The following is a 16,721-nucleotide window of genomic DNA, read 5'->3' on the forward strand; positions in this document are numbered from 1 at the left end:
TAGCGCATCGCGTGATCGGGGAGTTGCAGGTCGTCAGCCAAGCCGGGCGACTCCGCCCAGGCTGGTGGCAACGAGGCCACCGTCTGCGGCTTCGACCAGCGAGGTCAGAGGATCGCGCCGCGCCAGCGGCTGCTCGGTGAAGTGGGCACCACCGTCGCTACTGGCAAGGACTCGCCCACCCTGTGCCAGCAGCATCACCCGGCCATCGCGAAGTTCCACGCTGGACAGGATCGTCAATGGCGCCGACAACCCGATCGGACTGACGGCCGAGCTGCCGGGATCGATGCGGCACGCTGCGCCCAACAACCCGGCGCAGACAAAACCACCGTTGCGTGTGGCCGTCGCGGTGAACAAGGTGCGCTCGGAAGGCGCTGCCAGTGATTCGAAGCTGGCGCCATCGTCGCGGCTGCGCATCAGCACGCCCTGCTCTCCGGCCACCACCCAGGTCTTGTCATGGCGGGCAACGGCGTACAGATGCATGCTCATGGGATTGGGCAGGCGCTCGCGGCAAGGCGTCCAGGTCTTGCCGCCATCGTCAGTGGCGGCTGCCAGGCCAAACGCGCCCACTACCATTCCGCGCCGGGCGTCGGCGAAGCAAATCGACAGCAATGGTTTGTCTGCACCGTCCTCCACCAGACGCTGGGCGTCCTGGATGCGGTGATCGCGGTCGGCATTGGCGGAAGGCAAGCCCCGGGCCTGTTCCAGGGCAGCCTTGGCAAGCGCCACCCCGTCGGTCTGCAGCGACCAGCTTTCGCCTCCGTCAGAGGTATGCAACACAACACCACTGTGGCCAGCGATCCAGCCCTGACGGGCATCGACGAAACTCGCCGATGTCAGGGTCACGCTGACCGGCACGTGGGCCTGCCGCCACTGCCGTCCACCGTCGTCGGACAGCACGACCATGCCGCGCTCGCCGATCGCCACCAGCCGCTCACCGGCCAGTACCACACGGGTCAGCACAGCGTGTGCGGCCCGCGGGGTCATGGTGGCCGGTTCGCTCAGCGGGCCGGACATGGCTGCCGAGGCGAACGCTGCGACTGTGGACGCCATGGACGGCGCCAGCAGCACCTGCAGACCCAGGCCCATCCCGAGCAGTAACAGCCCGCGACGCGACCCGTCGACGCCTTCATTGTTGTTGTTATTGTTATTCATACCGGTTATCTCATCAGTTTCATTGTTCAAGCGAGATACAGTTTCCTAACGGACGCCTTCTCCAGCGAGCGACTCGGGGGTGAAGATCCGGTCCGGCAACGCAGCCTTGAGGTCGACCTGTTTTTCACGAGGGAAATAGGCAGACGCGAAGTAGCCACCGCCAATCAGGTCGTAGGACATGTAGCCCGCGACGATGGTGCCTGGGCCTGCCGGGAACACGGTCGGCAGGTTGTACGTCACCTTCCACAGTTGTCCCTGGGCGTCCCAGCGTTCGCCGGCGACAGCGATCCAGGTGTCTTCATCCAGATAAACCCGCAGGCGCGGAATCACATGGCGCTGGCCGGCCTTGAGGGTGCCTTCGACCACCCAGACCCGATGCTGCTCGAAGCGCACGAAATCAGGGTTGATGGTTTGTGCGGTCATGAGCTGGTCGAGCGACGGCGCCTGGTGGTAGCTATTGGAGTTGTACGGCACGTACATTTCTTTCTTGCCCACCAGCTTCCAGTCGTAGCGGCCGATGGAAGAGGAATACACCTCGGTCTCGTCGAAGTTGAGAATGCCGCCGGCCACCGGGCTCGGTACGTCGCAGCAGGTCAGTGGCAGACGACGCACACGGCGCTGGCCGGTCAGGTACACCCAGGTTTTCGACTCGATGTCATCGATGTTGTTACGCTGCAGCAGGATCTCGCCGGCGCGGATCGGCGGGCCGAAGGTGTCGACACGGCGTACCACGATGTTGGAACCGGCGGCTTGCCATTTTTCCAGGTTGCTGTTGGGGTCGTAGTAAGGGAACGAGCTCTTCGCCACGTTCTGCGACACCGGAATCACTTTGCCCTCCGGGGTTACCCGGGCAAGGCTGGGGGTCGTCTGGTAGCTGGGCGTGGTCCATCTCAGCAGGTGGTTCCAGATTGCTTCTTCACCATTTTTCGGGATCGGGAACGGGATGCCGCCGTAGGCGCCCTTGGGGAAAGGACCCAGTTCGCCACTGGGGTCCATGGTCGCCCGGGTCGCGTTCGCGAAGGTGTTGTCATAGACCCATTGCGGAGCCGCCGCGGTACGGCGGGTCGGAAATACCTCGACCTTGAAGTTCGGGAACTTTTTCAACAGGCCCAAGGTGCCTTCAGTCAGCTTGTCGGCATACTGCGCAGCGTTCTGCGGCGTGATGGTCAGCAGCGCCTTGTCCTTGGCGAACAAGTCCGGGATCGCCGGCGAGGTGTACGACGCATCGACCGGATAGCCGCCGTCCCACGCCGGAATGCTGCCATCCTTGTTGCCGGCACGCTCTGCGCCCAGCGGAGTCAGGGTAGTTTTCAGCTTGGCCGCTTCATCAGCCGAAACGCCGGCCTGGACAGTCGGCGCCGCCAGCGTGGCGCAGGCAAGCGCAAGCACAGTCATGCGAGTGAAAATGGTCATGTTGTTTTCCCTTAGAAGGTGCGACGCAGCGACACTGAGACGAAATCACGATCTTTCAAGCTTTGCTGGAAGGTGTACGTGCCGTTGACGGTGGGATCGGTGGACGAATACACGGCGGTGTTTTCAGCGCCGTAGTAGTGGGTGTACGCCATCGAGAAGTCCCAGACAGTCAGGTAGTTGCCTGCCAGGGTGAAGGTCATGTCGCCGCCATCGTCAGGCCCCATGATCGTCACGGGCGACTTGCCATGGTTGTAGCCGACCGTGAAAGAAGGCGTCAGGTCCAGACCATCGAGCACGTTGCGTTGCGGCAGCGCGATCAAGCCACGCACCGCGGCTGCGCGTTTATCCAGTTCCGGGTCCCGGGCATTGCAGTTGCTGGTGCAACTGGTCAACTGGTTGACGGCCACTTCCATGCTGAAAGAGGGCTCGTCGGAGAGGAAGTTGCGCGGCATCGTCCAGATCATCGAGACGTTGGCGTGGGCCGTGTTGCCGATGGCATAAAACGCGTGGTTGTTGTTGTCCGCTTCCTGGGTTCCAACTTCCTGCGGCAGGCTGGTCAGTGGCGTGTCTCGACGCACCGACAGCTCACCGGCGAAGTTGACCGTGTCCACGGTGGTGGTGGCACTGATACCGTAGGTTTTGATGTCTTCCGGATACACCCACTGGTACGTGCCGAAACCGGCACCGGTGACCGGGGTCCGCCCGGCATGGGAGTACAGTACAGGCGTCTTGGCATGGTAGCGGATCGCATAGACACCAAATTCCCAATCGCCCAACTGGCTGCGCAAGCCAAGACCATATTGACCATCGTCGCTGGCCTTGATGTCTGCGCCCCGGGACAAGCCAATGCCTGGCACACCGGGTGCGAAGCGAATACGCTCGCCACCGTCGCCGATGAAGTCGTTCACCGAGAAGTAACTGCCGGCCGCAGGCAGACGGGTAGCCTCCCAATCGTACTGGTAGTAACCCATCACGGTCAGCGCCGGGGAAAACTGGATCTGGCCCGAGAACTGGCCCACCGGGCGGATGATTTCCTTGGTGGTCGATCCTGGCACCGAGGATGCCTTGACCGCATCCACCGGAGACTGGGTGCCGGCAATGGCGTTGGAACCGAAGAAAAGGCTCTCGCCCCACAGCACCGTGTGCTGACCCAGGCGTCCGCTTACGCGGGCTGTACCAACATCCGCGCCGCCAAACACGAACGCATCCAGAATCTCGGCCTTGCGGCCGTGCAGGTCGCGGGTGTCATCGGTGAATTCGTTGTACGGAACAGACAACGAGTTGTTGGTCGCCGGGGAGTCGTTGTCATTCTTGTGGTTGTAGACGTCGTCATACCATGCTGCACCACTGACCCTCAGGCCGTAATCTTCGCGGAAGACCAGGTCCATTTCCGACAGCAGATCGAGGCGGTTGGAGATGAGCCGGCCACTCTTGAAGTTACGGTCGCCGTCGTCGCCGTTCAGCGCCGAGGGGCCACCGCTGCGATCTGCAGGAGGGGGAGCGAACTGGGTGAGCCTGTCAGACTGGCCCTCGACGCGCATGCCGGCGGAGTACTTGACCGTGTTATCCCAGCGCAGCTTGAAGTCGGGGTTGCCCAGATCAATAGGCGCCGCCAGTGAGGAGCCAGCAGCCAGCAGACTGGTCGCAACCACCACGGACCGAAGGCTTTGGTGGTAAGAGACGTCGTGCGGTGCTGCAAATTTTATTTTTATTATTTGCATTATTGCTACCTAGAGAGATTGTGTGACGCATGAACTCCGGTTGCTGATCGGCCCGTTGCATGAACATCGGCCAGTCACAGCGACCCACAAGAAATACCTCCCATGTTGTGTGGCACCGGCTTGAGTTCATGCACGGACGAATCGTTGTGCAGGCAACACAGAGTCGCGGTTTGAGATTGATTTCTTATCCTCAGCCCTGACTGTGTTTCTGTGTTGGACCGAGTATATGCAGGCCCTTTTCGGCATGAACAATGATAAAACTGGCTACACCGCAGCCAGATTTCTGATGGTCAAGCCGGGCTGCCGATTCGTCAGGGGAAGGCGCAAACGCCCACGGCTGCACCCGCCGTAAAGGCGTGCAGACGGGCAAAAAAGCGCCGGGAATTTGATGGGGATTTGAATGCATTGTGGCAAGGGAGCTTGCGCCCTCGCCACAGGATCCTGCGTAGAATCATGCCGTCAGATGCATCGCCATTTTGTCGAACAGCAGCTTGACCCGCGTCAACTCCAGTCGGGCCGTCGGCACCATGATTTTTACCCAGCGCTCGACCAGGGAAAACTCCTCCAGCACCGGAACCAGTTCCCCGGCCTGCAGGGCATCGGCAACGATCGGCAGTGCCAGTTGCACGATGCCGTGACCATCGCGAGCCGCAGCGCACAGATAGCCTTCGTCATTGGTAATGAGCACGGGGCGCACGTCCACCTCGATGCGGCCCTCTGGCGAGTTGAAGCTCCAGATGGAACCGGCCAGGGAAAACGTCAGGCACGGGTGGTGGATCAAGTCACGTGGATGCAGCAACGAATCACAGCGGGCGAGATAGGCAGGCGCGGCGCAGAGCAATCGCGGAAAGGGCCGGATGACCTGCTCAATGACGTCTGAATAGGCCATCTGATCCATCCCGACCGAGATATCAAAGCCCTCCTCCGCCGGGTTTCCGCCCCTGTCCGAGGCGATGATCTCCAGCTGCACGAGCGGATGCTCGGCACGGTAGCGGATGAACAGGTCACCCAGGCCCTGGCGGATGAGTACGGCCGGTGCCTTGATCCTGATCGGACCTTCGATGCTGCCGGGGTTGAGGATTGCGCCGCTGACCATATCGCTGTAGGACCGCAGCAGTTGCCGGGCATGGGTCAGGTAGCTTTGCCCGGTGTCGGTCAGCGTCAAGCGTCGGGTCGAGCGGTCGAAGAAGGTGGTTTTGAAGTCCCATTCGAGCTCGTCGACCCGCTTCATGATGACCGAGGGCGAGGTGTGCAAGGTGCGTGCGGCGGATGAGAAGTTACCGGTGTCGGCGGTCACGACGAAAGCCTTCAGCTTCAACAGCATGTCCATGGTGGAGCGCTCAAGATCAAGTGATAAGTTCAGACTCGACGGCGCGACGGATTTCGACCTTCGACCAGAGGCGGTCGTGGTGTGCCTGACAACCTGGACCCAACGCCCCGATCTTGTTGAGCACACACCAGTGCTCAAGGTAGAAGAGCGCAAAATCCGCGATGGTCATTTTTTCGAATAGCCAGTCTTTGCCGTTGATCTGTCGTTCTGCCCGGTCGAGGCCGGCCTGGAATATTTTCAGGCCATGGGCCTTTACAGCCGCGTGCTCTGATTCGCTCGGCGCGAATTTCTCCGGCCGGCGAGCGCGAGTGTAGCCTTGCATGTGCACGGTAGATACCAAATATTCGAGCATTTCCAGCACACGAATCTCGCCTTCGACATCGGTCGGGATCAGCTCTCTTTCAGGGTTCATGCGCGCCAGATAAAGCGCGATCACCGGGAACTCCGTGAGCAGCGATCCGTCATCGCGAATCAGCGCGGGGACTTTGCCCTTGGGATTGATCTGCGTGTACGCCTCGAACTCCGGCGTCCCCGGACGAGCCGCCTTCTCGATCTCGAACGGTTTGCCGATTTCAGCGAGCAAGGCATGAATGCCGATCTGGCAGGCACCGGGCAGGAAATACAGTTTCATGAAACGCTCCATAAATGAGGGGAAATGACGACGCCACGGGGCTACACGATGAAGGTTTCGAGGACGCCGATACCGTCCACGCCCGCTTCCACCCGGTCGCCAGGCTTGAGGTACCACGGGTGCGGATCGGGCTTGTGGTGCAAGGCCACGCCTTCGGGCGTACCGGTGCTGATCAGGTCGCCGGGCACCAGACCGAAACGCGACCAGAACGCGACCATCTCGGCAAAACCGAAGATCAGATCACGGCAGTCTGAGTGCTGGCGCAGTTCGCCATTGACCTTGAGCCACAGCACCAGACCGTTGGGGTCCGGCACGTCGTCGGCAGTGAGAATGTAAGGGCCGATCGGGCCGAAGCCGGGGAAGTTCTTGCCCAGCATGATCATGCCGTTCTGCATCTCGCGAAGCTGCCATTCGCGCGCCGACAGGTCATTGAAAATGGTGTAGCCGAAGATGGCGCTGGCAGGGTCGACGTCGCTGCGGGCATCAATCGCCTTGCCCAACACCAGTGCGATCTCGACTTCGTAGTCGAAAGCGAGCACGTCATCGGGCCGCTTCACCTGACTCTTGTGCGGGACCAGCGTGCGCCCAAGTTTGATGAAGCCCGTCGGAAAATCACTGTGCAGCTTGCTGGCGTTGGCGGTATCGCCCTTCATTGACTCCAGCTTGTGCCGGCCAAAGTTGCGGCCGGCGCAGAACATGGATTTTTCCGGCACCGGCGTCAGCCACTCGACGGTCTTCGGGTCATCCATCCATAGCGGGTCCTGGCGCTCCGCTGCCCAGGCAAGTAACTCGCGCGTGGCGTCCATCGCCGCTGCGCCACCCTCGATCAGTGCCATGACCGACGCTGGCGTGACCGGGCCACCCCGGACAGCGGCCGCCTTGGCGAGATCAACCAGCAGTTCCCGCCCCGATACAGAGGTGACGATGCCGAGCCGCTCCGGGCCCGCAGCAGATTGGTAGCGTGCGATTTTCATGGGTCGAGCCTTGCCAGCAGGTGTTTGAGCAGTTGCACTTCGCTCGGGTCCAGCTTGCCTTGAACATCGGCCTCGCTCGACTTGCGGATGGCGATGAGCTCCAGGACCGCGAGGCGACCTGCGGCGGTCAACCTGACAGCGACTCGACCGTCGCCTGGGTCAACCTCCTCCAGCAACCCGCGCTCGATGAGGTTCTGCACGATGGCGGCGGAAATGCCCTGGCCGCGCACCTTTTCGCTACGCGCCACGATCTCGGGCATGCACAGGCCGTCCTCACGACCAATGATGCTCAGCACGGCGTACTCCTCGGCCGTCCACTGCCGGGATTCGAGCTTTTCAATCACGCTCTGGCGGGTGCGCAAGTAGGCATTGGAGACCTGGTACAGCAAATCATCGGAGGACAGGTTGCTGAACTCGTCCGCCGACTCGACTGAGGCAACGGTTTGCTTGGGCAGCAGCATGCCGTATCGGCCGCCGTGGAACACCAGGGGCTTGCGCGCCGAGTGGCCGAAATCGACAATCTCGCCGACGAAGATCACGTGATCCCCGCCCTCGTACTGATAGGCCAGCTTGCAGGTGAAACGAGCCATGCAGTCCGCCAGCAACGGAACGCCATCGGGCCCGCGCTCAAGCGTGAGCCCCTCGAAGCGGTCAATGCCCTTGCTGGCAAAGCGCGAAGACAGCGCCTCCTGATCGGCAGACAGGATATGCACGGCGAAATGCCCGCTGTTGCGAAACGCGTCCATGTTCAAGGAGGTCCGCGCCAGGCTCCAGAGCACCATGGGCGGGTCCAGCGACACCGAGGAGAAGCTGTTGGCGGTCAAGCCGATATCCACACCGCCCGGCCCGGCCGTGGTCACAATGGTCACACCGGTGGCGAACGAGCCGAAAGCGTCGCGCAAGGCGCGGCCGTCGAAGCGTGAGCTCGCCTTGACGGGTTCTACCTGGATTGTTGTCTGCGTAGTCATTCTCAATGCCTCCAATCTTTAGATCGATACCGCCCTGCTGCATCGGGGGCCACCGCAACGGCCCCCGGCAACGTTACTTATTGGCGGCTCTGGCGCGTGCTTTGTCGGCCAGGTAGGTCTCAAGCGTCACCAACGGGCCTCGCTCGTGGTCCAGTTCTTTGGTCGCAATGCCGCTGAACGCGGTCGTTTCGTTGAACCAACATTCCTGCGGCGGCAGGCCCCAGCGCAGCGACAGGCCGGGCTTGCGCACATCCCACGCAACAGGCTCAACTTCGATATCGATCAGCAAATAGTGATCGCAGAACAACTCCACCCGATGGCCATCAGGATCGCGCAGGTAAACGAACAACACACCGGCCGGACCATGTCGGCCGGGCCCGCGCTCCACGATGTCGCCCATGCCCAGGTTGCCGGCGATATCGCAGGCGCGCAGGATGCTGCTGGAATCGGAAACGGTGTAGGCGAAGTGATGCAGGCGCGGGCCCGGATTCTCCAGGAAAACAATGTCCTGGGTCCCGGGTTTGCGGAACATGAAGGTCGCTATCAGCTTCTCGTCCAAGGCCATGTATTCGGAAATGCGGAAGCCCATTTCTGCATAGAAATCGGTCTGTTCCTGCACATTCGGCACCTGGATCTGGTAGTGGTCGAAGCGCATGGCGGCGCCGCCCTTGAAGTCCTGGAACTGCGTGTACACACGGGGCGTCGTCGACATGGTGGCGCACAGTTGCACCGGGGTGCCGGCCGGGTCGTTGACCAGCAGCGTGCGGCCCTGGTGCGGCACTTCGATCCAGCGTGCCGGCAGGCCTTTGGAGCGGTAAAAGTGCTCGGCCTTGTCCAGTTCCTCTTCGGTGTAGACCCGGAAGCCGATCGCTTCGGCTTCATGGTCGCCGCTCTTGCGCTTAATCACCAGGCTGTGGTGGCACACCTCTTCCAGACCGCGGAAATACAGGGTGTCGGCATCCCGCTCGGTCAGCACCAGGCCAATGACCTGCTCGTAAAAATCGCGGCTGGCTTCAAGGTCGCGGGAGGTAATGACGGCGTGGCTCGAACGGGTGACATTGAATGGTGGGTAATAGACCGGTTTTGGCAGTGGCATGGTAAGTCTCCTGATGTCTTTTCAGAGCCGAGTGAAATCGGCCTCGTTGCTCAACTCGAGGGGGCCAGTCAAGCGACCGGTCATGTTGTACCAACCAATATTGAACAGCAGCGCCATGCTCTGCTTCGGGCCGAGACGGTGGTAAACGTCTTCCCAGACCCCGGTGCTGACCTGGGCTGGCGCACGGGTGGCATCGCGGGACAAGCGCAGTACCGCCTTCTCGAGGTCGGAGAACAGCGGGCTCTTTTCAAAATCCCACAGCGCGAGCATTTGCTCCTTCGCGACGCCTTCCTTGATGGCCCGATTCCAGTGGGGGTCGTGTTCGTATTGGGTGCCCATGGTCTGGCACGCCATCACGATGGCCATCTCGCGCAATTTCGGATCGATATCGTAGCCTTCGCGGACCGCGTCGGCCATGGGGATGAAGACCTCGAGGATCTCCGGGCAGATGGCCAGGGTCCGAAAGATCTGCGCGTTCGGTGCGTGACCACGCTTGGCCGCCAGCAGCGCGAAGGCTTCCGGCTCTTCGTCCGGCGTGGGCAGGTGAATACGAGGCATACAGAACTCCACACATTATTGTTGTCTGTCAGCGGCCGCAGCGTGGCTACGGCCCCTGCGATCAGCGGCCGTTGATGCGCCGGTCCCATTCGCCATTGCGATCCAGGAACGCCCACACACGGTCTTGCGCCTCGCGGGCGCCCGGGTAACGCTCGCCGCGCATCTGGGCGTTGCGCCATGGATCACCGGAGAAGAACTTCTCGTACAGGTTCTGACGACCGGCAAAGGACGAGCAGGAGGCATCCCAGGCCAGGCGCAACAGCTGCATCTTGCGTTCGGCCGGGATGTCGGCACCGGCGCAATAACGCTCGATGGCCGGACCGTTTTCGCTGTAGAGATCCTCGACCGTCGGCGCCACGACCACGTTGCCGGCGCCGAGCAGTTGCAGGATTTCCAGGGCGCGGGCATGCATCGCCGGGTACTGCGCGCGCACCACATTGAGCGGTTGCTCATAAGGCACCACGGTGCCGCCAGGTCCTGGAATGCAGTCGATTTCCGCCACGCGAATCAGGGCGCGCAGGGTCTCGACATAGGCCACCAGCTCGGACAGTTGCACCATCACGTTGGGGAAACGACTGTGGTTCACTTCCGTCAGGTTGTAGGCAATGCCCAGCAGAAACTCCATCTTGGCCAGCGAGCGCGTGGCCGACTGGTGCGAACCGTGGGGGCCGGAAGGCGATTTCATGGCCGACTCAACGGCCTTGATGCTGCGGTACATGAACACGCGTTCCCACGGAATGAACGCTTCGTCAAACCACAGCACCGCGTCCATCTCATCCATCCGCGCCGAGAGCGGGTCGTTGGCAAACCGGCCCGTGGTGGGGAACGCGGGACGGCAGATCATCTTCATCCCGGGGGTGTCGATGGGGCAGGCAAAGCCGACCGCGTAAGCCTCGGCATCTTCCACCAGGGGGAATTTTGCCGCCGCCGGCATGATCAGCACTTCGTTGGCCAATGGGCCCAGGGTGGCCACCGAACGCGCGCCGGACACGTAGATGCCGGCATCGGATTCGCGCACGACGCGCATCACCATGTCGCCTGGCTGTTCGAACATCTGCAGGCGTTTGTCGATGTCCGGCGAAACCAGTGAGTGGGTCAGTGCCAGGTCGTTTTCGCGAATGAATTCGTGGTACTTCAGGATGTTCTGGCTGAATCGCTCGCCACCCGCTGCGAACAGTTCGTGCGCCGAGGCATGGGCGCTGACCATGACGTTCAGGAAATCAGGGGTGCGCCCCATCATGCCGCCTACTGCATCCATCCAGGTCTTCATCATTTCCCGGCGCAGACGCAGGTCTTCGGCAGAGCGCGGCAGCATGAACGAGCGACCGACACGGGCGCCGGAGGTTGGCGAGACAAAGGTCATTTTGTCCTGCAGGGCTGGCTCGCACTGGATGTCATAGAGGTCGGCGATGGATTGAACCGCGCCACGGAAACGGCGATCCACCGTCACATCCTTGATGCGCTCGCCATCGATCCAGACGGAACGACCGTCTTTGAGAGAGTCGATGTAATCAGCCCCGCTGCGTACTCCGACCCGGGCTCCACTCATGGCAGTTGATTTTTTGTTTGCGTTATTTTCCATGGGTACTGCTCCTGCATTTGTAACGTTTGGCCTGAGGCGGGATGACCGCCGCAAGTAAAATTCAGCTGTTGTTTCCACCCCTCGATAGTATTGAGAGGCGCAGGTTTTAAGAATTTGTCATTTGGACCAACAGCTGTTCCAGATTGGAAAAGAGCAACCGGCGTCAGAGCCCGAACTCTGCCGCCAATGCAAGAATGCGTGCCGCCCGCGCCATGACCGGCGCATCGATCATGCGACCATCGAGCACCACCACGCCGCCGCCGGCAGCCTCGGCCAGTCGGGACACGGCCTTGGCCCATTCGATGTCCTGAGCCGACGGCGTGAAGGCGGCAGCGGCCTCGATCACCTGGCTAGGATGGATCAGCAACTGGCCACTGAAGCCGTGCCGACGGGCACGCGCGGCGTACCTGGCCAGGCCCGTCTGGTCGCCGATCGCCGTGTACACCCCGTCCACCGGGGCCGGCAAGCGGGCCCGCTGGCTGGCGAGCACCAGCATGGCGCGCCAGGGCAGGAACACCAGTTCATCGGGGTCTGACTCGTCAGGTATCAGGTCGAGCTCGACCGCCAGGTCCAGCTTGCCGAACATCAAGCGCGCGCAGCCCCGCGCCGCGGCGATCTGCGCTAGCGCTTCGAGGCCCTGCCCGGTTTCGATAATGCACAACACCGGTTTGCCGCTGATGCCATGGGCGTGTTCGACCTGCGCAGCGCTGTCGGCCTTTGGCAACATCACACCGGCGATGCCGGAGTGGCGACAGGCCGCCAGGTCATCCTCATGCCACACCGTGTCCGCGGCATTGATGCGCACGGTGACCCGCTCTTCAGGGTGGGCCTCCAGCCAGGTCAGCAAGGCCAGTAGCGCGGCCGGCTTTTCGGCTGGCGCCACCGCATCCTCGAGATCGACCACGACCACGTCGGTGCCGCTGGCCAGCGCCTTGGCAATGCGTTCCGGACGGTTCGCGGGTACGAAGAGAAAGGTTCGCGCACGACCCAGGTTCAATTGTCGGATCGCCATCACACCACCTTCCTTTCGCGCAGATCATCGGCGCGGTCTGTGTAGCCGAGTTCGCGCAGGATCGCGGCGGTATGCTCACCCAGTGCCGGTACCGGCCCCATGCGGGCGGGATGATCACCGCCCATGCCCGGCGGTTGCAGCGCGGGCACGGGCCCGGCGGGCGTATCTACGCTGGTCCAGCGCTTGCGCGCCTCGAGTTGCGGATGCTTCCAGATGTCGCTCATGGTGCTGACGTTCGCGTTGGCAATGTCGGCAGCATCGAGGCGAGCCATGACCTCTTCGGCGGAGAACCCGGCGAAGCTCTGCTCGATCAGTGCGCTGACGGCATCACGGTTGGTGGTGCGTAGTGCGTTAGTGGCGAACCGCTCATCGGTGGCAAGGGCTGCATCGCCCAACAGTTTTTCGCAGAACACCGCCCACTCACGCTCGTTCTGCAGGCCGAGCATGACCGTGCGGCCGTCGCCTGCGCGGAATGGCCCGTAAGGATAAATGGTCGCGTGGGACGCGCCGGTGCGCCGCGGTGGCGCCTGATCCTTGTAGGCGTAGTACATCGGGAAGCCCATCCACTCGACCATCGCATCGATCATGGCGATCTCGATGCGCCGGCCACGCCCGGTTTTGCCCCGCTCGATCAGGGCGCCGAGGATGTTGGTGTAGGCGTACATGCCCGCCGAGATGTCGGCGATCGAAATACCGGCCTTGACCTGATCCTCCGGCGTACCAGTGATCGACAGGAAGCCCGACTCGCTCTGGATCAACAAGTCATAGGCCTTCTTCTCGGTATACGGACCGCCCTCTCCATAACCCGAGATGTCACATACGATCAGCCGTGGATTTTTCTCCGAGAGCGCTTCGTACGACAGCCCCATGCGTGCGGCTGCGCCTGGCGCCAGGTTCTGCACCAGCACGTCGGCCTCGGCCAGCAACTGCATGAGAATTTCCTGGGCCTCGTGTTGCTTGAGGTCCAGGGTGAGGCTTTCTTTCGAGCGGTTGACCCAGACGAAGTGCGAGGCAAGGCCGTCGACGCGATCGTCATAGGCGCGGGCAAAGTCGCCGCTGCCAGGGCGTTCGACCTTGATCACACGGGCCCCCTGGTCGGCGAGATGACGCGTCGCCAGGGGCGCGGCAATCGCGTGCTCGAGGGAGACCACTGTGATGCCTTCGAGTGGAAGTACCGGTTTGCCAGTCACCATGTCAGGTTCCTCAGAAAGAGCGCGGCAGCCCGAGCAAGTGCTCGGCGACGTAGGAGAAGATCAAGTTGGTGGAGATCGGCGCGACCTGGTACAGGCGGGTCTCGCGGAACTTGCGCTCGATGTCGTATTCGTTGGCGAAGCCGAAACCGCCGTGGGTTTGCAGGCAGACGTTGGCCGCTTCCCACGAGGCCTTGGCCGCCAGGTACTTGGCCATGTTGGCCTGGGCACCACAGGGTTGGTTGGCGTCGAACAGCTGGCACGCCTTGAAGCGCATCAGGTTGGCCGCTTCGATCTCGATGAAGGCGTCGGCGATCGGGAATTGCACGCCCTGGTTCTGGCCGATCGGACGGTCGAACACCACGCGCTCATTGGCGTATTTCACGGCGCGTTCCATGAACCAGTAGCCGTCGCCGATGCATTCGGCGGCAATCAAGGTGCGCTCGGCGTTGAGCCCGTCGAGGATGTATTTGAAACCCTTGCCCTCCTCGCCGATCAAGTTCTCCTCGGGAATCTCCAGGCTGTCGAAGAACAGTTCGTTGGTCTCGTGGTTGACCATGTTGGGGATCGGCTGCACGGTGAGGCCCTTGCCGATCGAGTCCTTGAGGTCGACGATGAAGATCGACATGCCCTCGGACTTGCGCTTCACTTCGGTCAACGGTGTGGTGCGCGCCAGCAGAATCATCAGGTCGGAGTGCTGCACCCGCGAGATCCAGACCTTCTGACCGTTCACTACATAGCGGCCGTCTTTCTTCACCGCATTGGTCTTGATCTTGGTGGTGTCGGTGCCGGTCGTCGGCTCGGTGACCGCCATCGACTGGATGCGCAATTCGCCCGAAGCGATCTTCGGCAGGTACTTTTCCTTCTGCGCCCGGCTCCCGTTACGCAGCAGCGTGCTCATGTTGTACATCTGGCCGTGAACGGCGCCGGAGTTGCCGCCCGAACGGTTGATCTCTTCCATGATCACCGACGCTTCGGTCAGGCCCAGGCCCGAGCCGCCGTACTCTTCGGGGATCATCGCCGAGAGCCAGCCGGCACCTATCAAGGCGTCGACAAACGCCTCGGGGTAGGCACGCTGCTCGTCAATCTTGCGGAAATATTCGTCCGGAAACTCGCTGCACAGAGCACGTACGGCGTCGCGGATTTCCTGGTGTTCGTCAGGGGTATAGAGCATGGTCATAGCGATTTTCCTGTCCTGTATTAGGCAATTGCGGCACGGCAGTGCCCTTGGCGCTCCCTCACGGAGGCACCTTTTGAATCGGTAAGTGGGCTGGCTGATCAGTCGAAGGTGACTTCAGCCTTCATCGCTAGGCGCCCGTCGCAGTCGGTCCACAAGTCGGCGCTGTCCGGGCCGGTGAACTGGCCGCACAGATCAAAGTCCGCCGTATCGAAAAGCGGGCCGACTGCACGGAACACGAAGCGTCGAATGCGTTTGGCCGGGTGCGCAGCGCGAAAGGTTTCGAGCAACAGCGTGGCGGCCAGTGGACCCTGCACGACGAGACCGGGATAGCCCTCTTCGCGCGTCGCGTAGGCCTGGTCGTAGTGGATGCGGTGGCTGTTGAACGTCAGCGCCGAGTAACGGAACAGCAACACCGGGTCGGGGTGAATACGCTGACGCAATGCTGCGCTGCCACGGGCCTGTTCACCGGCGAGGCTCGCACCCGGCGCGGCTGGCTGGCGGTAGACGATGTCCTGCTCCTCCACCAGACACACGCCACGCTCGCTTGAAACCGTGTGCTCCACGGTCACGAACACCAGCTCGCCATTGCGTCCGGTCTTGCGCTCGCAGCGCGCAATGCGGGAAATCCGCGTGACGGCCTCGCCGACCCGCAGCGGCTGCTCGAACGTCAGGCGACCGCCCGCCCACATACGGTTGGGCAGGTCCACCGGCGGCAGGAATCCGCCGCGTTTGGGATGGCCGTCGGTGCCGATTTCGCTGGCCCGGGCGTTGGGCGTGAAATACACCCAGTGCCACAAGGGCGGCAGTTCGGCACCCACTTCCAGGGTTTCGGGATCACGATCGAGCGTGGCGGCCAACGCCTGGGCAACCCGTTGATCGATGCGGTCGGTACGCAGTTCCCCCCGGCCCACCCATTGGCTCAAGTCAACCGTGGTTGCCTCTTTGCAGTCGTTCATTGTTATCTCCTGCGTCACCTGTTTTTGTTTTATGTCCCGTGGCGTCGGTCTCTCGGCGTCGATCCCGAGGCTATTGACCCGCAGCCTGAGGAACCGAGATAGCGTCCAGCGCAGCGACCGCATCGGCCGGCAGAACCAGCGATGCGATCGCGAGGTTTTCATGCAGATGAGCGACCGAAGAAGTGCCGGGGATCAGCAGGATGTTCGGTGAGCGTTGCAGCAGCCACGCCAGCGCGACCTGCAGCGGCGTGGCACCCAGGCCATTGGCGACTTCGGACAGCGTCGCTGACTGCAGCGAGTTGAATCCGCCCAGTGGAAAGAACGGGACGTAGGCGATGCCGTCTTTGGCCAGGGCGTCGATGAGCAAGTCATCAACGCGATGCACCAGGTTGTAGTGGTTCTGCACGCAGGCAATCTCGACGATGTCGCGACCTTCCTGCACCTGCGTGGCCGTCACGTTGCTGAGGCCGATGTGGCGCACGAGCCCTTGTCGCTGCAGCTCGGCGAGTGCCTGGAGCGGCGCGGCGATGGAGCCTTCCGCCGGCCCCTGGGGGCTGAGCATGACGCGAAAGTTCACGACATCGAGGGCTTCCAGGCCGAGGTTGCGCAGATTGCCCTCGACCGCCCGCACGAGATCATCCGGCTCGCAGGCTCGAATCCATGACCCGTCCGTGCCACGGCGTGCGCCGATCTTGGTGACGATCAGCAGGTCCTCGGGATAGGGTGCCAGCGCTTCGCGAATGAGTTGATTGACGACCTCAGGGCCATAGTAGTCGCTGGTGTCAATGTGGTTGACGCCTGCCGCCACCGCCGCGCGCAAGGTGGCGAGCGCGCTGGCCGTGTCCCGCGACGGCCCGAACGCGCCGGGCCCCGCGAGTTGCATGGCGCCGTAACCGAGCCGCTTGATGATGCGGCCGCCAAGAGAGAATGTACCCGCTCTTTCGATCATCTGAATTCT

At 62.2% G+C, this 16,721-nt stretch carries 15 protein-coding genes; all 15 read right to left on the bottom strand.

What is annotated here, in order from left to right; all coding sequences use genetic code 11:
* Window positions 1-33 precede the first annotated feature (33 nt).
* The 15 genes from AC3ITY_RS16345 to AC3ITY_RS16415 all read right to left on the bottom strand — a co-directional run bounded on the left by AC3ITY_RS16345 (window position 34) and on the right by AC3ITY_RS16415 (window position 16,712).
* On the bottom strand, window positions 34-1,152 hold the full coding sequence (locus tag AC3ITY_RS16345; RefSeq protein WP_320394974.1) for a WD40/YVTN/BNR-like repeat-containing protein: 1,119 nt from the start codon (window positions 1,150-1,152) through the stop codon (window positions 34-36).
* A 45-nt stretch (window positions 1,153-1,197) separates the two neighbouring features.
* A complete protein-coding gene (locus tag AC3ITY_RS16350) occupies window positions 1,198-2,565 on the bottom strand; it encodes a DUF1329 domain-containing protein (RefSeq protein WP_489303607.1) in 1,368 nt (455 codons plus the stop codon).
* 11 nt (window positions 2,566-2,576) lie between these two features.
* Window positions 2,577-4,220 carry a DUF1302 domain-containing protein gene (locus AC3ITY_RS16355; RefSeq protein WP_489303609.1) on the bottom strand — a complete coding sequence of 548 codons (1,644 nt, stop codon included), beginning with the start codon at window positions 4,218-4,220 and terminating at the stop codon, window positions 2,577-2,579.
* Window positions 4,221-4,737: 517 nt separating this feature from the next.
* Window positions 4,738-5,616 (bottom strand): LysR family transcriptional regulator, encoded by an 879-nt coding sequence (locus AC3ITY_RS16360; RefSeq protein ID WP_489303611.1) that lies wholly within the window; start codon window positions 5,614-5,616, stop codon window positions 4,738-4,740.
* Window positions 5,617-5,632: 16 nt separating this feature from the next.
* On the bottom strand, window positions 5,633-6,247 hold the full coding sequence (locus tag AC3ITY_RS16365; RefSeq protein ID WP_489303613.1) for a glutathione S-transferase family protein: 615 nt from the start codon (window positions 6,245-6,247) through the stop codon (window positions 5,633-5,635).
* Between the two features lie 41 nt (window positions 6,248-6,288).
* Window positions 6,289-7,221: a fumarylacetoacetate hydrolase family protein gene (locus tag AC3ITY_RS16370; RefSeq protein ID WP_489303615.1), complete on the bottom strand. Its 933-nt coding sequence runs from the start codon at window positions 7,219-7,221 to the stop codon at window positions 6,289-6,291.
* Window positions 7,218-8,189, bottom strand: coding sequence for a flavin reductase (locus tag AC3ITY_RS16375; RefSeq protein WP_489303617.1), 972 nt, complete (start codon window positions 8,187-8,189; stop codon window positions 7,218-7,220). Before AC3ITY_RS16375 ends, AC3ITY_RS16370 begins: the two co-directional genes overlap by 4 nt.
* A gap of 73 nt (window positions 8,190-8,262) precedes the next feature.
* Window positions 8,263-9,285, bottom strand: coding sequence for a VOC family protein (locus AC3ITY_RS16380; RefSeq protein WP_489303619.1), 1,023 nt, complete (start codon window positions 9,283-9,285; stop codon window positions 8,263-8,265).
* A gap of 21 nt (window positions 9,286-9,306) precedes the next feature.
* A complete protein-coding gene (locus AC3ITY_RS16385; protein ID WP_489303621.1) occupies window positions 9,307-9,843 on the bottom strand; it encodes a carboxymuconolactone decarboxylase family protein in 537 nt (178 codons plus the stop codon).
* 61 nt (window positions 9,844-9,904) lie between these two features.
* Window positions 9,905-11,425, bottom strand: coding sequence for a 4-hydroxyphenylacetate 3-hydroxylase family protein (locus tag AC3ITY_RS16390; RefSeq protein WP_320394965.1), 1,521 nt, complete (start codon window positions 11,423-11,425; stop codon window positions 9,905-9,907).
* A gap of 163 nt (window positions 11,426-11,588) precedes the next feature.
* The gene (locus AC3ITY_RS16395; protein ID WP_489303623.1) at window positions 11,589-12,437 is read right to left on the bottom strand and encodes an HpcH/HpaI aldolase/citrate lyase family protein; all 849 of its coding nucleotides are present in this window, start codon (window positions 12,435-12,437) and stop codon (window positions 11,589-11,591) included.
* Window positions 12,437-13,630, bottom strand: coding sequence for a CaiB/BaiF CoA transferase family protein (locus AC3ITY_RS16400; protein ID WP_489303625.1), 1,194 nt, complete (start codon window positions 13,628-13,630; stop codon window positions 12,437-12,439). The genes AC3ITY_RS16395 and AC3ITY_RS16400 overlap by 1 nt, the downstream gene beginning before the upstream one ends.
* A gap of 10 nt (window positions 13,631-13,640) precedes the next feature.
* Window positions 13,641-14,801 carry an acyl-CoA dehydrogenase family protein gene (locus tag AC3ITY_RS16405; protein ID WP_489310893.1) on the bottom strand — a complete coding sequence of 387 codons (1,161 nt, stop codon included), beginning with the start codon at window positions 14,799-14,801 and terminating at the stop codon, window positions 13,641-13,643.
* Between the two features lie 104 nt (window positions 14,802-14,905).
* Window positions 14,906-15,763: an HTD2 family dehydratase gene (locus tag AC3ITY_RS16410; protein ID WP_489303627.1), complete on the bottom strand. Its 858-nt coding sequence runs from the start codon at window positions 15,761-15,763 to the stop codon at window positions 14,906-14,908.
* Window positions 15,764-15,833: 70 nt separating this feature from the next.
* On the bottom strand, window positions 15,834-16,712 hold the full coding sequence (locus AC3ITY_RS16415) for an aldo/keto reductase family oxidoreductase (RefSeq protein WP_489303629.1): 879 nt from the start codon (window positions 16,710-16,712) through the stop codon (window positions 15,834-15,836).
* Window positions 16,713-16,721 lie beyond the last annotated feature (9 nt).

This window comes from Pseudomonas sp. GL_091 (genome assembly GCF_057837725.1).

Bases quoted from the DNA above. Each gene is read 5' to 3' on its own strand.
- AC3ITY_RS16410 (WP_489303627.1), bottom strand. From the start codon at position 15,763: ATGAACGACTGCAAAGAGGCAACCACGGTTGACTTGAGCCAATGGGTG.
- AC3ITY_RS16390 (WP_320394965.1), bottom strand. From the start codon at position 11,425: ATGGAAAATAACGCAAACAAAAAATCAACTGCCATGAGTGGAGCCCGG.
- AC3ITY_RS16345 (WP_320394974.1), bottom strand. From the start codon at position 1,152: ATGAATAACAATAACAACAACAATGAAGGCGTCGACGGGTCGCGTCGC.
- AC3ITY_RS16405 (WP_489310893.1), bottom strand. From the start codon at position 14,801: ATGCTCTATACCCCTGACGAACACCAGGAAATCCGCGACGCCGTACGT.
- AC3ITY_RS16385 (WP_489303621.1), bottom strand. From the start codon at position 9,843: ATGCCTCGTATTCACCTGCCCACGCCGGACGAAGAGCCGGAAGCCTTC.
- AC3ITY_RS16400 (WP_489303625.1), bottom strand. From the start codon at position 13,630: ATGGTGACTGGCAAACCGGTACTTCCACTCGAAGGCATCACAGTGGTC.
- AC3ITY_RS16365 (WP_489303613.1), bottom strand. From the start codon at position 6,247: ATGAAACTGTATTTCCTGCCCGGTGCCTGCCAGATCGGCATTCATGCC.
- AC3ITY_RS16370 (WP_489303615.1), bottom strand. From the start codon at position 7,221: ATGAAAATCGCACGCTACCAATCTGCTGCGGGCCCGGAGCGGCTCGGC.
- AC3ITY_RS16360 (WP_489303611.1), bottom strand. From the start codon at position 5,616: ATGGACATGCTGTTGAAGCTGAAGGCTTTCGTCGTGACCGCCGACACC.
- AC3ITY_RS16415 (WP_489303629.1), bottom strand. From the start codon at position 16,712: ATGATCGAAAGAGCGGGTACATTCTCTCTTGGCGGCCGCATCATCAAG.
- AC3ITY_RS16395 (WP_489303623.1), bottom strand. From the start codon at position 12,437: ATGGCGATCCGACAATTGAACCTGGGTCGTGCGCGAACCTTTCTCTTC.
- AC3ITY_RS16380 (WP_489303619.1), bottom strand. From the start codon at position 9,285: ATGCCACTGCCAAAACCGGTCTATTACCCACCATTCAATGTCACCCGT.
- AC3ITY_RS16375 (WP_489303617.1), bottom strand. From the start codon at position 8,189: ATGACTACGCAGACAACAATCCAGGTAGAACCCGTCAAGGCGAGCTCA.
- AC3ITY_RS16350 (WP_489303607.1), bottom strand. From the start codon at position 2,565: ATGACCATTTTCACTCGCATGACTGTGCTTGCGCTTGCCTGCGCCACG.